Annotated in this window: 14 protein-coding genes and 2 pseudogenes; 9 read left to right on the top strand and 7 right to left on the bottom strand. The window is 41.2% G+C overall.

Going from position 1 to position 14,481, the window contains the following annotated elements; genetic code table 11:
* Nucleotides 1–161: 161 nt before the first annotated feature.
* The 5 genes from F933_RS15320 (at nucleotide 162) to F933_RS15300 (ending at nucleotide 3,651) form a co-directional block, all read left to right on the top strand.
* The gene (locus tag F933_RS15320) at nucleotides 162–1,031 is read left to right on the top strand and encodes a metal-dependent hydrolase (RefSeq protein ID WP_000149466.1); all 870 of its coding nucleotides are present in this window, start codon (nucleotides 162–164) and stop codon (nucleotides 1,029–1,031) included.
* 83 nt (nucleotides 1,032–1,114) lie between these two features.
* Nucleotides 1,115–1,741 carry a TetR/AcrR family transcriptional regulator gene (locus F933_RS15315; protein WP_000952904.1) on the top strand — a complete coding sequence of 209 codons (627 nt, stop codon included), beginning with the start codon at nucleotides 1,115–1,117 and terminating at the stop codon, nucleotides 1,739–1,741.
* A complete protein-coding gene (locus F933_RS15310; protein WP_000186299.1) occupies nucleotides 1,738–2,709 on the top strand; it encodes a BtrH N-terminal domain-containing protein in 972 nt (323 codons plus the stop codon). The genes F933_RS15315 and F933_RS15310 overlap by 4 nt, the downstream gene beginning before the upstream one ends.
* Nucleotides 2,710–2,765: 56 nt before the next feature.
* Nucleotides 2,766–3,230, top strand: coding sequence for a PaaI family thioesterase (locus F933_RS15305; protein WP_000378064.1), 465 nt, complete (start codon nucleotides 2,766–2,768; stop codon nucleotides 3,228–3,230).
* 1 nt (nucleotide 3,231) lies between these two features.
* Nucleotides 3,232–3,651, top strand: coding sequence for a PaaI family thioesterase (locus F933_RS15300; RefSeq protein WP_000029507.1), 420 nt, complete (start codon nucleotides 3,232–3,234; stop codon nucleotides 3,649–3,651).
* A gap of 91 nt (nucleotides 3,652–3,742) precedes the next feature.
* On the opposite strand, the pseudogene F933_RS17090 reads toward F933_RS15300, so the two are convergent.
* Both F933_RS17090 and F933_RS15295 read right to left on the bottom strand, forming a co-directional pair.
* Nucleotides 3,743–3,865: pseudogene (locus tag F933_RS17090) on the bottom strand (helix-turn-helix domain-containing protein); the annotation flags it as partial.
* 51 nt (nucleotides 3,866–3,916) lie between these two features.
* Nucleotides 3,917–6,883, bottom strand: a complete 2,967-nt coding sequence (locus F933_RS15295; RefSeq protein WP_005062678.1) for a Tn3-like element ISAcsp1 family transposase — start codon at nucleotides 6,881–6,883, stop codon at nucleotides 3,917–3,919.
* A 94-nt stretch (nucleotides 6,884–6,977) separates the two neighbouring features.
* Here F933_RS15295 and F933_RS15290 point away from each other — a divergent pair, with 94 nt between their 5' ends.
* Nucleotides 6,978–7,586 (top strand): recombinase family protein, encoded by a 609-nt coding sequence (locus F933_RS15290; RefSeq protein ID WP_004726718.1) that lies wholly within the window; start codon nucleotides 6,978–6,980, stop codon nucleotides 7,584–7,586.
* On the opposite strand, the gene F933_RS15285 is transcribed toward F933_RS15290, so the two are convergent.
* Nucleotides 7,530–8,156: a hypothetical protein gene (locus F933_RS15285; RefSeq protein ID WP_005062675.1), complete on the bottom strand. Its 627-nt coding sequence runs from the start codon at nucleotides 8,154–8,156 to the stop codon at nucleotides 7,530–7,532. The genes F933_RS15290 and F933_RS15285 overlap by 57 nt on opposite strands.
* A 95-nt stretch (nucleotides 8,157–8,251) precedes the next feature.
* Between F933_RS15285 and F933_RS15280 the strand changes: the two are divergent.
* A pseudogene (locus tag F933_RS15280) lies at nucleotides 8,252–9,010 on the top strand (ComEC/Rec2 family competence protein); the annotation flags it as partial.
* 21 nt (nucleotides 9,011–9,031) lie between these two features.
* Here F933_RS15280 and F933_RS15275 read toward each other — a convergent pair.
* Nucleotides 9,032–9,964 carry a lysophospholipid acyltransferase family protein gene (locus F933_RS15275; RefSeq protein WP_005062672.1) on the bottom strand — a complete coding sequence of 311 codons (933 nt, stop codon included), beginning with the start codon at nucleotides 9,962–9,964 and terminating at the stop codon, nucleotides 9,032–9,034.
* A gap of 135 nt (nucleotides 9,965–10,099) precedes the next feature.
* Between F933_RS15275 and sppA the strand changes: the two genes are divergently transcribed.
* Together sppA and F933_RS15265 are read left to right on the top strand one after the other, a co-directional pair.
* The gene (gene sppA / locus F933_RS15270; RefSeq protein WP_005062670.1) at nucleotides 10,100–11,122 is read left to right on the top strand and encodes a signal peptide peptidase SppA; all 1,023 of its coding nucleotides are present in this window, start codon (nucleotides 10,100–10,102) and stop codon (nucleotides 11,120–11,122) included.
* A 167-nt stretch (nucleotides 11,123–11,289) separates the two neighbouring features.
* On the top strand, nucleotides 11,290–12,084 hold the full coding sequence (locus F933_RS15265) for an alpha/beta fold hydrolase (RefSeq protein WP_005062668.1): 795 nt from the start codon (nucleotides 11,290–11,292) through the stop codon (nucleotides 12,082–12,084).
* 61 nt (nucleotides 12,085–12,145) lie between these two features.
* Here F933_RS15265 and F933_RS15260 read toward each other — a convergent pair whose 3' ends face one another.
* From F933_RS15260 to purM, 3 genes are all read right to left on the bottom strand, one after another.
* Nucleotides 12,146–12,661 carry a hypothetical protein gene (locus tag F933_RS15260; RefSeq protein ID WP_005062666.1) on the bottom strand — a complete coding sequence of 172 codons (516 nt, stop codon included), beginning with the start codon at nucleotides 12,659–12,661 and terminating at the stop codon, nucleotides 12,146–12,148.
* A 67-nt stretch (nucleotides 12,662–12,728) separates the two neighbouring features.
* Nucleotides 12,729–13,370 carry a phosphoribosylglycinamide formyltransferase gene (gene purN / locus F933_RS15255; protein WP_171065975.1) on the bottom strand — a complete coding sequence of 214 codons (642 nt, stop codon included), beginning with the start codon at nucleotides 13,368–13,370 and terminating at the stop codon, nucleotides 12,729–12,731.
* Nucleotides 13,367–14,437 carry a phosphoribosylformylglycinamidine cyclo-ligase gene (purM, locus tag F933_RS15250; RefSeq protein ID WP_005062663.1) on the bottom strand — a complete coding sequence of 357 codons (1,071 nt, stop codon included), beginning with the start codon at nucleotides 14,435–14,437 and terminating at the stop codon, nucleotides 13,367–13,369. Before purM ends, purN begins: the two co-directional genes overlap by 4 nt.
* Between the last annotated feature and the right edge of the window lie 44 nt (nucleotides 14,438–14,481).

The raw sequence follows: 14,481 nt of genomic DNA, 5'->3' as shown, positions 1-14,481 counted from the left end.
GACCAATATATATTCAAAATATGCATTTGGTCATTTGACCAATACCCGTTGAATTCTTGTGTGATATTTGCTGTGCCTGACCAAGGTGAAAAATATTGCTCAAGGTCAAATGTGATAGCAGGTTTACAGACATTCGATGCCTTTACAAGGAAACTCTCGCCATGACTCATATGATCAATATCCAGCCACGTAAGCCGCGGTTTGATTTAAGTGATGTTCCAGTTTTTTGGAACGACGGTGACCCGGTGTTAACACGCTTCTTTGATGCACTTTCTATTCACTTCCCCGATGGAGAGCGTTTTTTTATTCAGTCGGTGCGTAACTATCAGGATCTGGTCACAGATCCTAAACTGAGAGAAGATATCAAAAACTTTTTTCGCCAAGAAGCGCAACATGGCATTGTGCATGACCAGTATAATGCGGTGATGCAGTCGCAAGGCATTCATGTCGAAAAGGTCATCGCAAGATTCAAATTATTTATTCGGCTCTCCCAAAAACACCTGCCCGCCAAGTATCTGTTGGCCATGACAGCTGCCTTTGAACATATTACTGCTGTACTAGGCGAGGGTGCTATGGAGGGTGAGGGTGAGATGTTCAAGAATGCTCATCCCGCAATGCGTGCCATGTTCATGTGGCATGGGGTAGAAGAAGTCGAACACAAAACAGTAGCCTTTGATGTTTACGAAACAGCGGCAGGTGGGGGGTATTTCACCCGCGCATCTGCTTTGATTATCGGAACGCTACTGGTACATGCGGTGGTTGGCTCAGTTCTTTGGCATATGTTGAAAATTGACAAACTACAAGGTCAGCCATTGGTGCTTGCTAAGGGATTTTATCGCCTCTATGGACCACGTGGCCTGATTACCAGACTTATTCCACGCTATCTGGACTGGTTTAAGCCAGGTTTCCATCCTAGCGACACCGAAATCCCAGAAAAGGTTAATTCTTGGCTGGCTGAATATGATAAGCATCAAGACCCTATGGAAGCGTCACGAATTGTTTTTAATGTCCCCATTGCAAAAGCTGTATAGATCAGGAGAGACCGTGAAAGACTCGACTCGACTTGACCAAGTCGAGTAACCTGTCTTATTGATATAATGTTATGAGTCAAACTATGTTGAGTAGTGAATCTACGCGAGTCGAAGTTGCTGACCGCGAGAGAGTATTAGCCGCTTCTGCCAAGCTGTTTCGAGAAAAGGGTTTTGAGCGTACCAGTGTGCGAGAAATTGCCAGTGCTTGTGGTATTCTTCCAGGCAGTCTGCATTACCGCTATCGTAGTAAAGACGATATTTTGGTTGATATGATGCGGCTTGCTATTGAGAGAACTATTTACAGGATTGTTGAGGCGACTTCCGCGATTCAAGATCCACTCAAAAAAATGCAATCGGCACTGCAGACACATGTCGATATCCTTATGTCGGGTGACGATATGGTTTATGTGTTGTTGTTTGAGTGGCGCTCGGTACATGGAGTCGCACGTGAGCAGATTATTGCTGAGAGAGACAGATACGAGCGATATTGGCAGACAATTCTTGATGATCTGCAGTCTTATGGTTGTATCCGAAACGATGTGGATGCAGATCTGTTAAGACTGATTGGGCTAGGAGCAATAAACTGGGCTGCCACTTGGTATAAAGAAAATGGTAAGTACAATCTTGAACAGATCGCGGATGCGATATGGCAGATGATGACAAGAGGCATCCTTAATCCAGATTTTCACGAAGAGGCAAAAAACCTGTGACCAACTATAAGACTCCATCCCGTATCACGCACGCCATCGGGAGGCATTGTGGCAGCTCCGCAATTCGTGATTTGCTCGAGTTTAATGGGCTGAATATTTCCGAGGCCATGTGCTTTGGATTAGGCTCAGGGCTTGGCGTGACCTATTTGGAAATGGCTGACGCCCCTGTGCCATTTTTAGTGCATGTGCGGTCTTTGGGGTTTGAAGCGCGCGTATTTGAAAGTATCGGTATACCCTTTGAGTGGCAAACCTTCGAGTCACCCGAATCGGCAGCCACCGCGCTGGAGAAATGTTTGGATGCGGGTCACCCCACCCTGTTGCTGACGGATATTTTTTATTTACCTTACTTCAACAGCAGCACGCACTTTCCCGGTCACGCCATAGCCGCTTGGTCGAGAAATCCAGAGACAGGTGCGGTATTTGTCACCGATACCGAGCGTCCGAGTGTTTTGTCGGTGACGCGAGAGGCACTGACCCGCGCACGTTTTTCTACACAGCCCCCATTTATTCACTATGGCAATATGTTCACGCCCACCGCGTTTCAAGGCGAAATTACCCCCGAGATGATTACCGGTGTCATCCATGACAACGCCAAGTCATTAGCTGTGAGTGGCATATCGGCACTGGAAACATGGCTGGCCGAACTGAGTCGTTGGGGAGCCACAGGCGATTGGCACTGGACGACCCGATTTGCCTACCAAATTATTGAAAAGCGTGGCACAGGTGGCGGCGGCTTCCGCAAAATGTACGCTGAATTCCTTGATGAAGCGGTTCACTATGACGCAAGTGTACAGCAATATCGACTGCCCCTGTTAATGAGGGCTTGCGAAAAAGCATGGACGGCATTAGCCATGTGTTTGAAGTCTGCCTCGGAAAGCACAAACTTTCCATATGCCGCCATTGAAGAGGCCATTGTGGCGGTGATGCAGGCCGAACGTAATTATACAGATGCCGCCCTTGCACTTTGAGACGTGCCGCTAATTTTTTCGCAATAAAATCAGCCAGCAATGGCGGGAGTTCAAAAATGGACAGTAATAACACGGCACACCTGACCATGGCTAAGGCGTTTTTTGGTACTAATCACCCTTTATTCAATATGTTCAATATTAGTGTTGGTGCAGTGAGCGATGGTCATGCCGAGATGACGATGCCCTTCTCTGAGCAACTCTCTGACCGTAAAGGCTCACTGCATCGAGGGGCTTTGGTGACGCTGCTGGATACGACTTGCGGCTTATCTATTTTTTCGTCATTGCGGTCGTTAGAGCCGATTGCCACTATTGATTTGCGTGTCGATTTTTTGCGACGTATTCCCTCTGCGGTAGGTTTAAAGGCGATAGTGGATTGCATTGGTAGAACCGATACGGTGGCCTTTATCACGGGCCGAGCGGTTGCAGAAGACAGTGGTGAGCTACTGGCTACTGTCACTGGTTCTTTCGCAATCGGCACGATGGGACCCTCTTTTGACAGCAATGAAGCGCGAGGCGAGTGATATGAGTATAGTAAATCAGATGAGCGCGGAAACACCCCCACTAAAATTGTGTGACGAGCCTTTTGTCGATTTTCTAGGTTTTCGTGAGGAAATGCAACATGGAGAAATACAGTACTTTATGGACTTTCGTGATTCGCATATCGGCAACCCGATGATTGGCACGTTTCATGGCGGCATTCTCGCGAGTTTTGGTGAAGTGGCCGCCGCCGCCTATCTTGCCCGTCAGCGTGGTGATAATGAGCTGCCCTTATGCTCCACGATGACCTTTGATTACCTGCGGCCAGCATTTATAGGTACGTTACAGGCAGTCCCCAGTATTGTTCGTGCGGGTCGGCGCATTACGACAGTATCGGTTCAGTTACTACTTGATGGCAAGTTGGTTTGTATCGGTCGATTCCTGTTTACGGTTAGCAGCAAATAAAATTGGAGCAAGCTCAGTTCAGGATGCCGACCCTGTTTTACTCAGAAAAATTTTCAATAGATAGACAAATAATATCAAATAGCTGGAACTACTACTGATACCGATACAGCGTTGGCGCAGAAATCCCAAACTCCTTCGCCAATGCTCGCTTGGTTTTGTAGTCGCCAGATTCAAGACGTTGATGCAGCAGAGCCACTTGTTCAGGAGTCAGTGACGGCTTACGGCCCTTGTAGGGGTCGTCTCAGGAAACGGAAAATATAGCACGCTAAGGTTTTTCAATTGCGCGCAATGGCCTAAATTTTCCACCACCTATCTTGGCTTTGCTTCGCCATAGATAATCCCCAGTTAAATTGATGTGCTCCCACCCCAGCGGTGACAGATATTGCAGCAAGGTATCATCGACTGTGCGACCATGCCCTCGTAGGGCGTTAGTCGCTCTCTCTAAATAAACCGTGTTCCACAATACAATGGCGGCGGTCACTAGATTCAAGCCACTGGCTCGATAACGCTGTTGCTCAAAGCTTCGATCTCGAATCTCACCCAATCGATAAAAGAAAACGGCGCGCGCTAATGCATTACGGGCTTCACCTTTATTTAATCCAGCTTGAACCCGACGGCGTAGTTCTACGCTTTGCAACCAATCCAAGATAAACAGTGTGCGCTCAATACGCCCCAGCTCTCGTAATGCCAATGCCAAACCATTCTGTCGTGGATAACTACCGAGTTTACGTAGCATTAGCGACGCTGTGACAGTCCCTTGCTTGATTGATGCGGCCAGACGCAAAATATCGTCCCAATGAGTACGAATCTGTTTGATATTCAGTGTGCCGCCAATCATGGGTTTAAGTGCGGCATAGTCTATGTCTGACTTTGGAATATAGAGTTTCGTATCGCCCAGATCACGAATTCGTGGTGCAAATCGAAACCCTAGCATGTGCATGAGTGCAAAAACATGGTCGGTGAATCCAGCCGTATCGGTGTAGTGTTCCTCGATGCGTAAATCAGACTCGTGATACAGCAGCCCATCAAGAACATAGGTTGAATCACGAACGCCCACATTGATCAGCTTACTGCTAAATGGTGCGTATTGATCAGAAATGTGTGTATAAAATAACCTTCCAGGCTCTGCGCCATATTTTGGATTGATATGTCCTGTACTTTCAGCTCTGCCACCTGCGCGGAAGCGTTGGCCATCTGATGAGGAGGTAGTGCCATCTCCCCAGTTTTCAGCGAAAGGTTGTTTCAATTGAGCATTCACCAATTCGGCCAATGCCGTTGAATAAGTTTCATCACGGATATGCCAAGCCTGTAGCCATGAGAGTTTGGCATAAGTTGTACCAGGACATGATTCGGCCATTTTCGTCAGCCCTAAATTAATTGCATCAGCCAGTATGGTCGTGAGCAATAACGCTTTATCCTTCGCAGTGTCATCCGTTTTCAAATGAGTGAAGTGTCGAGTAAAGCCTGTCCATTCATCGACCTCCATTAATAATTCGGTGATCTTGATATGTGGTAACAGCATTGCTGTTTGGTCAATTAAAGTTTGGGCTGTATCAGGAGCCACGGCATCGAGAGGTGTTATTTTTAGACCAGATTGATTGATCATCGCATCAGGCAAATCGTTGGTCGCTGCCATGCGATTAATGATTGCTAATTTCTGCTCCAATAGTGAAAGGCGACTTTGCAAATATAGATCACAATCAGTAGTAATGGTTAGAGGTAACTCATTGGACTGTTTTAGCTGATTAAATTTATCAGCAGTCACTAAATACTCATCGAAGTCTTTGAATTGGCGAGAGCCTTGTACCCAGAGATCCCCAGCCCGTAGCGATTTTTTAAGTTCAGATAACACACATATTTCGTAATAGCGGCGATCAATACCATCATCGGTAAAGACTAGTCTTGCCCACCGTTTTTTGATAAACGCTATTGGAGCATTAGAGGGGATTTTTCGTGTATTATCAACATTCATGCTGCGGAGCAACTCTACAGCGGCAAGCATATCTTTTGCTGCTGGGGCAGCACGCAATTTAAGTATGGCAAGAAGTTCTGGCGCGTAACGGCGTAAAGTTGCATAGCTCTCGCCAATTCGTGGTAAAAAATCAAAGTCTTCGGGTTGCGCCAGTTTTTCTGCCTCAGTAATACTTGCTGCAAAAGCATCCCATGAAATAACAGTTTCGATGGCGGCAAACGGATCACTGCCATTTTGCTTGGCATCTAGCAAGGCTTTCCCGATAAGCCCATACAAACGCACTTTGTCGTTGATCGCTTTACCTGATGATTGAAATTGTTGCTGGTGTTTATTTTTTGCGATAGCAAATAGCTTTCCAATAATGCGATCATGCAGGTCAATAATTTCGTCGGTGATCGTGGCCATACTCTCCACAACGATTGCTACCAAAGTGGCATATCGACGTTGAGATTCAAATCTGGCCAAATCAGCAGGAGTCATTTGCCCACCTTCGCGAGCAATTTTCAGTAAGCGATTTTGATGAACGTGTTTTCCAATGTCTTCAGGTAGATCGATGGCTTGTAAGCACTTCAGCCGCTCAATGTGCTCAAGCATGTACTTTGAGTTTGGTTTAGCTGGTGACTGTCTAAGCCACCCCAATATTGTCAGTTTGCTGCCCTCTTTACGGTTCAGCAAAGCATCTATATTTTGACGATGAGTTTCTGAAAGTGAGCTCGTCAAAGCAGTATAAATTATGCGGTTGGCAGATGTGATTGCTTCTGCGCAAATACTATCAATTGCATTTATAGCTGGCAAAAGGACTGATTTTTGTCGTAAATTTTCAACGAGAGTTGTGGCTAAAATAAGACCTTTATCTGTCTGAAGGGACAAATCCACCATCATATTGACCGATTGCCGATAGTCACTCAAGGTGAATAGTTTGAACCCAAAAACTTTTTTCAATTCGGCAATATGTTCTCGTCTTGTTTGCTCGCGCTGACCATAATCATTCCAGCAGTCCACTGATATACTAAGTTGAGCAGCCATCATGAAAAGTAAGGGTTTGAATGGTTCGTCGTTAATACCCAATATCACTCCAGGGTAACGCATGTAGCAAAGTTGAATTGCAAAGCCTAGCTTGTTGGATGCCCCTCGATGTTGATGGACTATGGATTTATCAGAATCACTCAGAGTGTAATGCTGAAGCATAAAAGCTCTATCATCTGGAATTTCGAACAGGCTTCCCAATTCCGTGGACGACAAAATAGAATGGCGCGGCATGGCTCATTAGTCCCAAATAAACTAAACTATTAAAGGTACATTATTTTGTACCGCCACGCTTAGCTTTGCGCTGCAATTTCGCAAGGAGGTTCAATTGGGACAGAATGCGGCCATTTATTGCCGAGTATCAACGAACGATCAGTCCTGCGAACGACAGGAATATGACCTACGTGCCTACGCCAATCGTTGCGGCTACGATGTTGTCGGTGTTTGGAAAGAAACTGCATCAGGCAGTAAGGATGAGAGATTGCAAAGAAAATACTTGATGACCATGGCGCAATCTCGTGAAATCGATGCCATCTTGGTGACGGAATTGACACGCTGGGGCAGAAGCACCGTGGATCTCGTACAGTCATTACAAGATCTTGGGCATTTCGGGGTATCTCTGGTGGCACAAACAGGTTTGCAGTTTGACCTTTCCACATCTCAGGGAAAGCTCATGGCTTCTGTGATGTCTGCATTAGCAGAGTTTGAGGGAGATTTACTACGTGAACGTGTGCGCTCTGGTGTAGCAGCGGCACAAGCGCGTGGCGTTGTGTTTGGTCGTCGTCCTGGTCAACGTACCAAGTCAGATCGTCTGGCACCTAAAGTGTTGGAGTTGGTGTCTGCTGGACACTCTTATCGACAAGTCGGTCGGCTGGTCAATCTAAGCAAAAATACCGTGTTGGATATCGTTAAAAGAAGTCGGAGTGAAAATCCTTAGCGTGCTATATTTTCCGTTTCCTGAGACGACCCCATAAGGGTTGTTTTCAAAATTCGATTTGCTTATAAACTTATTTTTTAAAAGTCTTTCATAGAAGTCCACAATTCGGTTAATTCTTCTGCTAGCAGTGGATTTGTGGTATTTACTCTTATGCACTTGGTCTAATAAATAACTTCTATATTGATATGTGGCTCTATATCTATTTAGTTGAGGGAAATAAAATATATCGATATTTCTTTCAGTCAGAAATTTATAGTAATCTAGCAGATCTATAGCTATTGCCTTGAGAGTGCTTCCTGTTATTTCATTACTTTCAATCATATATAGAATTAAATATAAATTAGCTAACTCCCAGATTTTTCCATCTTCTTTAATTATTATTGGAAACTTAGCAACATAAGAATTATATTTTATTTCATTTTCTGAATATTCTAATTTTAGATTTATTAAATTATCGGTAAGGTTATCTTTTTTTAATGGTGTAATTATTTTTTTTAATTGGAAATTAGAAACATATCTTATATGAGGTGTTAGATTGATATCTTCTTTATTATCAGACATTTGTGTCATTATTGTATCCATTCATTTTACTTTTCAAAAAATATATCATTTTTTCCACATTAGGAAAGTATAGGTATTGTTTTAGATATACAAAGTGTAGGGTAGGACAAGCAGTTTTATTACAACATCCTGAACAGGTCTGGATGATTGATACAGGTGGATCTTATGATGAGAGCAAATTTAGCTTAGGTGAGCGAGTGGTGATCCCTTTTCTTAGGCAACAAGGAGTTCGGTCTTTAGATCATGTGGTTTTATCTCATCTAGATCAAGACCATAGTGGGGCTTTTAATTCGATACAAAATGAGTTTGAAATTGGTAACGTACAGTCGAATGAACGAAATGAAAAAATTAAGGTTAAGGATAATTTTTCATTTTGCCAGCAAGGTCAAAACTGGTCATATGCGAATCTAAAGATTGAAATATTATTTCCACATCCACAAGAGTTGATTTATGCAAAAGATCAACAGAATGAATATTCATGTGTGGTTTACATCCAGTTTCTCAATGCACAACCTTATCAAAATTTTCTCATTATGGGCGATGCGGGATGGGAAACTGAATATAAGTTATTGCAGCAATATCCTGACTTAAAGGTTGATGTTTTAGTGCTTGGACATCATGGTAGTAAACATAGTTCTGCATATGATTTCTTAGCAGTATTAAAACCTAAAATAGCAATTGCATCAGCAGGCGATAACAATCGCTATGGTCATCCGAGTGAGGAAGTGAAAAACCGATTGGAAGCTTTAAATATTCCATTATTTAATACAGTACAAACAGGGACAATAAGTTTTAGCTTTGATAATGGAAAGGTAGAAATTAAACAACAGCGCCATGCACTCAAATGGCTAAATAGAGAATAGCCTAAGCAAACTTATCAGTTTTTACTTACGGATTTCAGCAATTTTGATGAGTGCAGTGTTTTCATCAATATCATAAATTTTCTTTAAAGCAGGATTGGCACTAAAGCGTTTATAGCTCCAATGATAATGTTCGGGATATTGCCGAATCAATTTTTCTAAAGTTTGATGAATCACCAAGGTGCCATCTTCGGCACTCCCTTCATAAATACGAGGATCAATAGGTTCAATAAACATATCAAAACCATCTTGCTCATTTCTTTTTGCATATATAAGTAAAGCTTTTGCTTTGGTTTTTTGAATCAGTTTCGCACTCAAACTACTTGAGGCTAGAGGTATACCAAAGTATTCAATCATTTCACCGCCATGATCTGGTGTATGATCAGGTAGTATTGCGGTCGTTCCACCTTGTTTTAATGCTTTAAAAATTTGTCGAACACCACTTTCATCAGTTGGTACTAAATGGGCTTGTTCACGACTACGTGCATCACGTACAAATTGATCGGCATCAGGATTTTTAACTGGTTTATACAATATCGTCATTTGAGTATATTGTGATAACCATGCATTCATGACTTCCCATGTCCCAAAATGAGGAACAATTAAAACCAAACCTTTCTGCTCTGCTAATGCATCATGTAAATATTGCTCGCCTACAACAGTCTGAACGCGCTTGATATTTTTTTCATTGCTAGCCCCCCAAATACTCAAAAACTCAAAATATGAAGTGAGCTCATTACGAATAGCACGGGCACTAAGCTGTTGGTATTCAGTTTCAGTGAGGTTTGGTAATGCGATCTTTATATTCAATCGAATAATTTTTGATATCTTTGACAGTGGAAGTCTAGTCACTAAACCAGCAACTAAGCCAGCGACTAAACGACCTAACTTAATGGGTTGACGGCTGATCAACTTGATCAGAGCATAATTACGGCGGTTCGCTTTTGATTGTGTCATTGATCAAAAATAAGAGAATTACAAGAAGAAAGTATAATGCATAAAATAATTATAAGTTAAAACATGTTATTTAAACAGTTTTGTGTAAATCAACGTATATAATAAACTCACTTTAAAATATTGGATTGGAATCTTATGTCCGATTGGCCACCAAAACCACAAAATGAATCTACAAATAGTAATAACGTGATAGGTAAAGAATGGCAGATATTAGAAAAAGCTGTTTTAGCCTCTGTCGAAGAACAACGTCGAAGCCGCCGTTGGGGTATCTTTTTTAAATGCTTAGGTTTTGCTTATTTGCTAATTGTATTGTTAGCAATGAGTAAGGGTTGCTCTACGTCTAATGAGAAATCAACAACGAGTATAAGCAGTAATCACTTGGCTGTGGTTGATATTATCGGAACGATTGATTCTTCAAGTAGTCAATCTACGGTAAATAGCGAAGATACCAGCAAAGCATTGAAGCGTGCATTTGAGGCGAGTGGAAGTAAAGCTATTGCTTTAAATATAAACTCTCCTGGTGGTTCTCCTGTTCAATCTGATGAAATTTGGCAAGAAATTCGTTATTTGAAAAAACAGTATCCTGAAAAGAAAGTTTACGCTGTTATTGGTGATATGGGCGCATCTGGTGCATATTATATTGCATCTGCTGCTGATGAAATTATTGTAAACCCATCTAGCTTAGTGGGCTCAATCGGCGTAATTATGCCGAATTATGGATTAAGTGGATTGGCTCAAAAGTTAGGTGTGGAAGACCGTACACTGACCTCTGGTAATAACAAAGATATTTTGAGTATGACCAAGCCCATTAACCCAGCACAACAAGCTCATGTACAATCTGTTTTAGATAATGTACACACGCATTTTATCAATGCAGTGAAAGAGGGGCGCGGTAAACGTTTAAAATCTAATGATCCTGCGGTTTTCTCTGGTTTATTCTGGACTGGAGAACAAGCAATTGCTTTAGGTGTTGCTGATCGTAGCGGAAGTTTAACCACATTAATGCGTGATCTTAAAGTTGATCAAAAAGTAGATTATACCGTTCAGCGTAATCCATTAGAGTCTATCTTGGGGCGTATGGGTGCAAAGATTGGTGAGGGAATAAGTAGTTCTCTAGCCGCTCAGCTAGAAACTCAGCAAAACGCAAAAATACAGTAGGATATAACTCTCATATCCCAATCAAAGCGTTGCTTTGATTTTAATTAGGCTGTGTACATCACAGCCTTTTTATTTGAAAAAATTACTACGGAGTTATCATTTTAATTTGCAATGCATATTTAGAACGAGATAATTGACCAATCATTGAAAAAATTAAAGACAAGCTTATGAAACCTTTGATTCATTTTGCCCATGCTAATGGTGTTCCATCTAAAGTTTATCAAAAGCTTTTTGATCAATTAAAAGATCAATACGATATTATCTATGTAGCTGAGATTGGTACAGATAAACGTTATCCAATTACGCATGGTTGGACGCATTTGGTTGATCAAATTATTGATAGTATTGTGCAACAATCACAAGGTCGAAAAGTCATTGGTTTAGGACACTCTTTAGGCTCAGTTTTGACCCTAATGGCTGCTTATCGCCGTCCTGAATTATTTTCGCAAGTGATTATGCTTGATCCTCCATTTATTATTGGTAAAGCTTCTTTTGCTTTTCATCTTGCTAAAATTTTTAATCCTAAATTAGTCGATAAGATTACACCTGCTGGATTGTCAGCACGTCGTCGTGATCATTGGGATTCACGTGAACAAGCGGCTGAGCTTTTAGGTTCTAGAGGGTTTTATCAGCACTTTGATATAGATTGTTTTCAGGCTTATATTGATTATGCTTTAACAAATGACCCAACGCGTGGCGGCGTAACGCTTACTATTCCAAAAAATGATGAAGTAAAATTATTTAGAACCACACCTTCGATGTGGTGGTTACCAATGCCGAAGCCCAAAGTAGCTGTAAATATGGTGGTGGGGACAGATAGTATTTTCTTAAAACAGAAACTCCCGCAAGTTGCTCAAAAGAAATTAGGTATTCCTTTTTCAGTTGTCGAGGGTGGTCATATGTTCCCACTTGAACATCCTGTTGAAACTGTAGAAAAAATTAGAAGTTTGATTAAATTCTAAATCAAGTAGCTTAATTAGAGGGTATGTATTTTAACTATCTTTAAAGTACATACTTTAGGATTTATATATTCTGATCTAGAAATTCTTGTGTTTGATTTATATAATCTAAAGTTAACGCATTGTTTTGTATATATTTAAGTATTAATAATGCTAAAAATTTGAAAACCTTAATATTCGATCCAACATCGCTATAAGCAGAAAAAAATTTTATTTTATACAAATGATTAAATCTCATAGAATTGGATGTTTCTAATATAAATTTTTTTAAATCTATAACATATTCAACTGTTAAGCCATATTTTACCTCATCAAGTTCAGTCAGAAAGTTAGATTGGAAAAGATGCTTTTCTAAATAATGATCCGTTGAATCTAATATGATTTCACTATTCTCTAAATCTATATTAACTTCTGCACCTAGTGAACCATATCGAAATCTACCACCACAGGGTTGGAAAAGTTCTAGGATAATCATGTATTTAGAAGGTTGTAATATATTTGTCAATGGGGAAATAAGATAGCTATTGTTCCAAAGCTTTATTTGTAGATTATTCTTCAGTACAAATTCAGATGAACTCATTTTGATTTGAATCTCATTATTTAAAATTATATATTTTCAAAAAACGCATCCGAAGATGCGTTTTATTTTAGAACCGAGCAAACTGAATTGGTCGTTCCAAAGGTTTTTTGTTGAAATAGGCTTGACCATTTTTCCAAGTCAACTGACCATTACATAGCCATTCTGCAACTTGAGGGTAAATGAAATGCTCAAGCTCATGTACACGTTGCGATAAGCTTTCTACATTATCATGTAAAGTTACTTGAATGATAGATTGTGCAATACTTTGTCCTGCATCAAGTTCAGCAGTGACAAAATGAACGGTACAGCCATGCAGGCGATCTCCAGTATTTAATACACGTTGATGTGTATTAATTCCTTTATAAAAAGGAAGTAGAGAAGGGTGAATATTTAACATTTTACCTTGCCATTGACTGACAAAGTTGGGTGTTAAGATTCGCATAAAACCTGCAAGAATGACTAAGTCAATTTCCCAAGCGAGTAATTGTTGATGCATAGCATCATCAAAACTTTCTCGATTCGGATAATCTTTATGTGAAATAACAGCGGTTGCAATATCGGCGTTCTCAGCACGCTCTAATGCATAGGCATTAGCTTTATTTGAGAGTACACCAATGATTTGCCCCGATAGTTGTTTACCAATTTGGGCATCTATCAGGGCTTGTAAGTTGCTACCATTGCCAGAGACAAGTACAGCAATTCTCATTATGCAAAGATCACGCGGATTTTTTCGTCTGCACCTTCAACTGATTCAGCATTTTCTTGGATATGACCAATTTTCCAAGCTTTTTCGCCTTGAGCTGTTAATACTTCAATTGTTTTATCAGCTTCGGTTGGATCAACTGCAATCACCATACCTACGCCACAGTTAAAGGTACGGTACATTTCAAAGCGTTCTACATTACCTTCACGTTGTAACAGTTGGAATAACTCTGACCATTCCCAGCTAGATTCATTGATAACAGCTTGAGCGCCATTCGGAAGTACACGAGGTAAATTACCAGGTAAACCACCACCTGTGATATGTGCCATTGCATGAACATCTACTTCTTTGCAAAGCTCTAACACTGGTTTTACATAAATACGAGTTGGTTCCATTGCAACATCTGCAAGTGGACGACCATCAATGATTTGAGTTAAATCAACGTTTTTAACATCTAAAATTTTACGAAGTAATGAATAACCATTTGAGTGAGCACCGCTTGATGCAACACCAATTAATACGTCACCTGATTTTACTTTCGAACCATCAATAATTTTACTGTGCTCAACAACACCTACAGCAAAACCAGCAAGATCGTAATCTTCACCTTCATACATGCCAGGCATTTCAGCAGTTTCACCACCTACCAATGCACAACCTGCAAGTTCACATCCTTTACCAATACCTGTTACAACATCTGCCGCAACATCAACATTCAAATGACCTGTTGCATAGTAATCCAAGAAGAAGAGTGGTTCAGCACCACATACAAGCAAGTCGTTTACACACATTGCAACTAAATCTTGACCAATCGTATCGTGACGATTTAAGTTAAGTGCTAAACGTAATTTTGTCCCTACGCCATCTGTTCCAGACACCAATACAGGTTCTTCATAACCTTTTGGGATTTTGCATAAGGCACCAAAACCACCTAATCCGCCCATGACTTCAGGACGAGTGGTGCGTTTAGCGACTGATTTGATACGATCGACTAGTGCGTCGCCCGCTTCAATGTCGACGCCCGCATCTTTATAGCTTAAACCAGTATTTGGGGTAGAAGTTGAGTTGCTCATAGTGAAGTCTCCGCATTGGCGGCAGATTATAACCCGAATATACG

The organism is Acinetobacter beijerinckii CIP 110307 (assembly GCF_000369005.1).
Lineage (GTDB): Bacteria > Pseudomonadota > Gammaproteobacteria > Pseudomonadales > Moraxellaceae > Acinetobacter > Acinetobacter beijerinckii.
Note: the sequence above shows the minus strand (reverse complement) of the source record. Positions and strands in the feature narration are given on the sequence as shown.

Bases quoted from the DNA above. Each gene is read 5' to 3' on its own strand.
- F933_RS15305 (WP_000378064.1), top strand. From the start codon at position 2,766: ATGGACAGTAATAACACGGCACACCTGACCATGGCTAAGGCGTTTTTT.
- purM (WP_005062663.1), bottom strand. From the start codon at position 14,437: ATGAGCAACTCAACTTCTACCCCAAATACTGGTTTAAGCTATAAAGAT.
- sppA (WP_005062670.1), top strand. From the start codon at position 10,100: ATGTCCGATTGGCCACCAAAACCACAAAATGAATCTACAAATAGTAAT.
- F933_RS15260 (WP_005062666.1), bottom strand. From the start codon at position 12,661: ATGAGTTCATCTGAATTTGTACTGAAGAATAATCTACAAATAAAGCTT.
- F933_RS15265 (WP_005062668.1), top strand. From the start codon at position 11,290: ATGAAACCTTTGATTCATTTTGCCCATGCTAATGGTGTTCCATCTAAA.
- F933_RS15285 (WP_005062675.1), bottom strand. From the start codon at position 8,156: ATGACACAAATGTCTGATAATAAAGAAGATATCAATCTAACACCTCAT.
- F933_RS15295 (WP_005062678.1), bottom strand. From the start codon at position 6,883: ATGCCGCGCCATTCTATTTTGTCGTCCACGGAATTGGGAAGCCTGTTC.
- F933_RS15300 (WP_000029507.1), top strand. From the start codon at position 3,232: ATGAGTATAGTAAATCAGATGAGCGCGGAAACACCCCCACTAAAATTG.
- F933_RS15320 (WP_000149466.1), top strand. From the start codon at position 162: ATGACTCATATGATCAATATCCAGCCACGTAAGCCGCGGTTTGATTTA.
- F933_RS15275 (WP_005062672.1), bottom strand. From the start codon at position 9,964: ATGACACAATCAAAAGCGAACCGCCGTAATTATGCTCTGATCAAGTTG.
- F933_RS15315 (WP_000952904.1), top strand. From the start codon at position 1,115: ATGTTGAGTAGTGAATCTACGCGAGTCGAAGTTGCTGACCGCGAGAGA.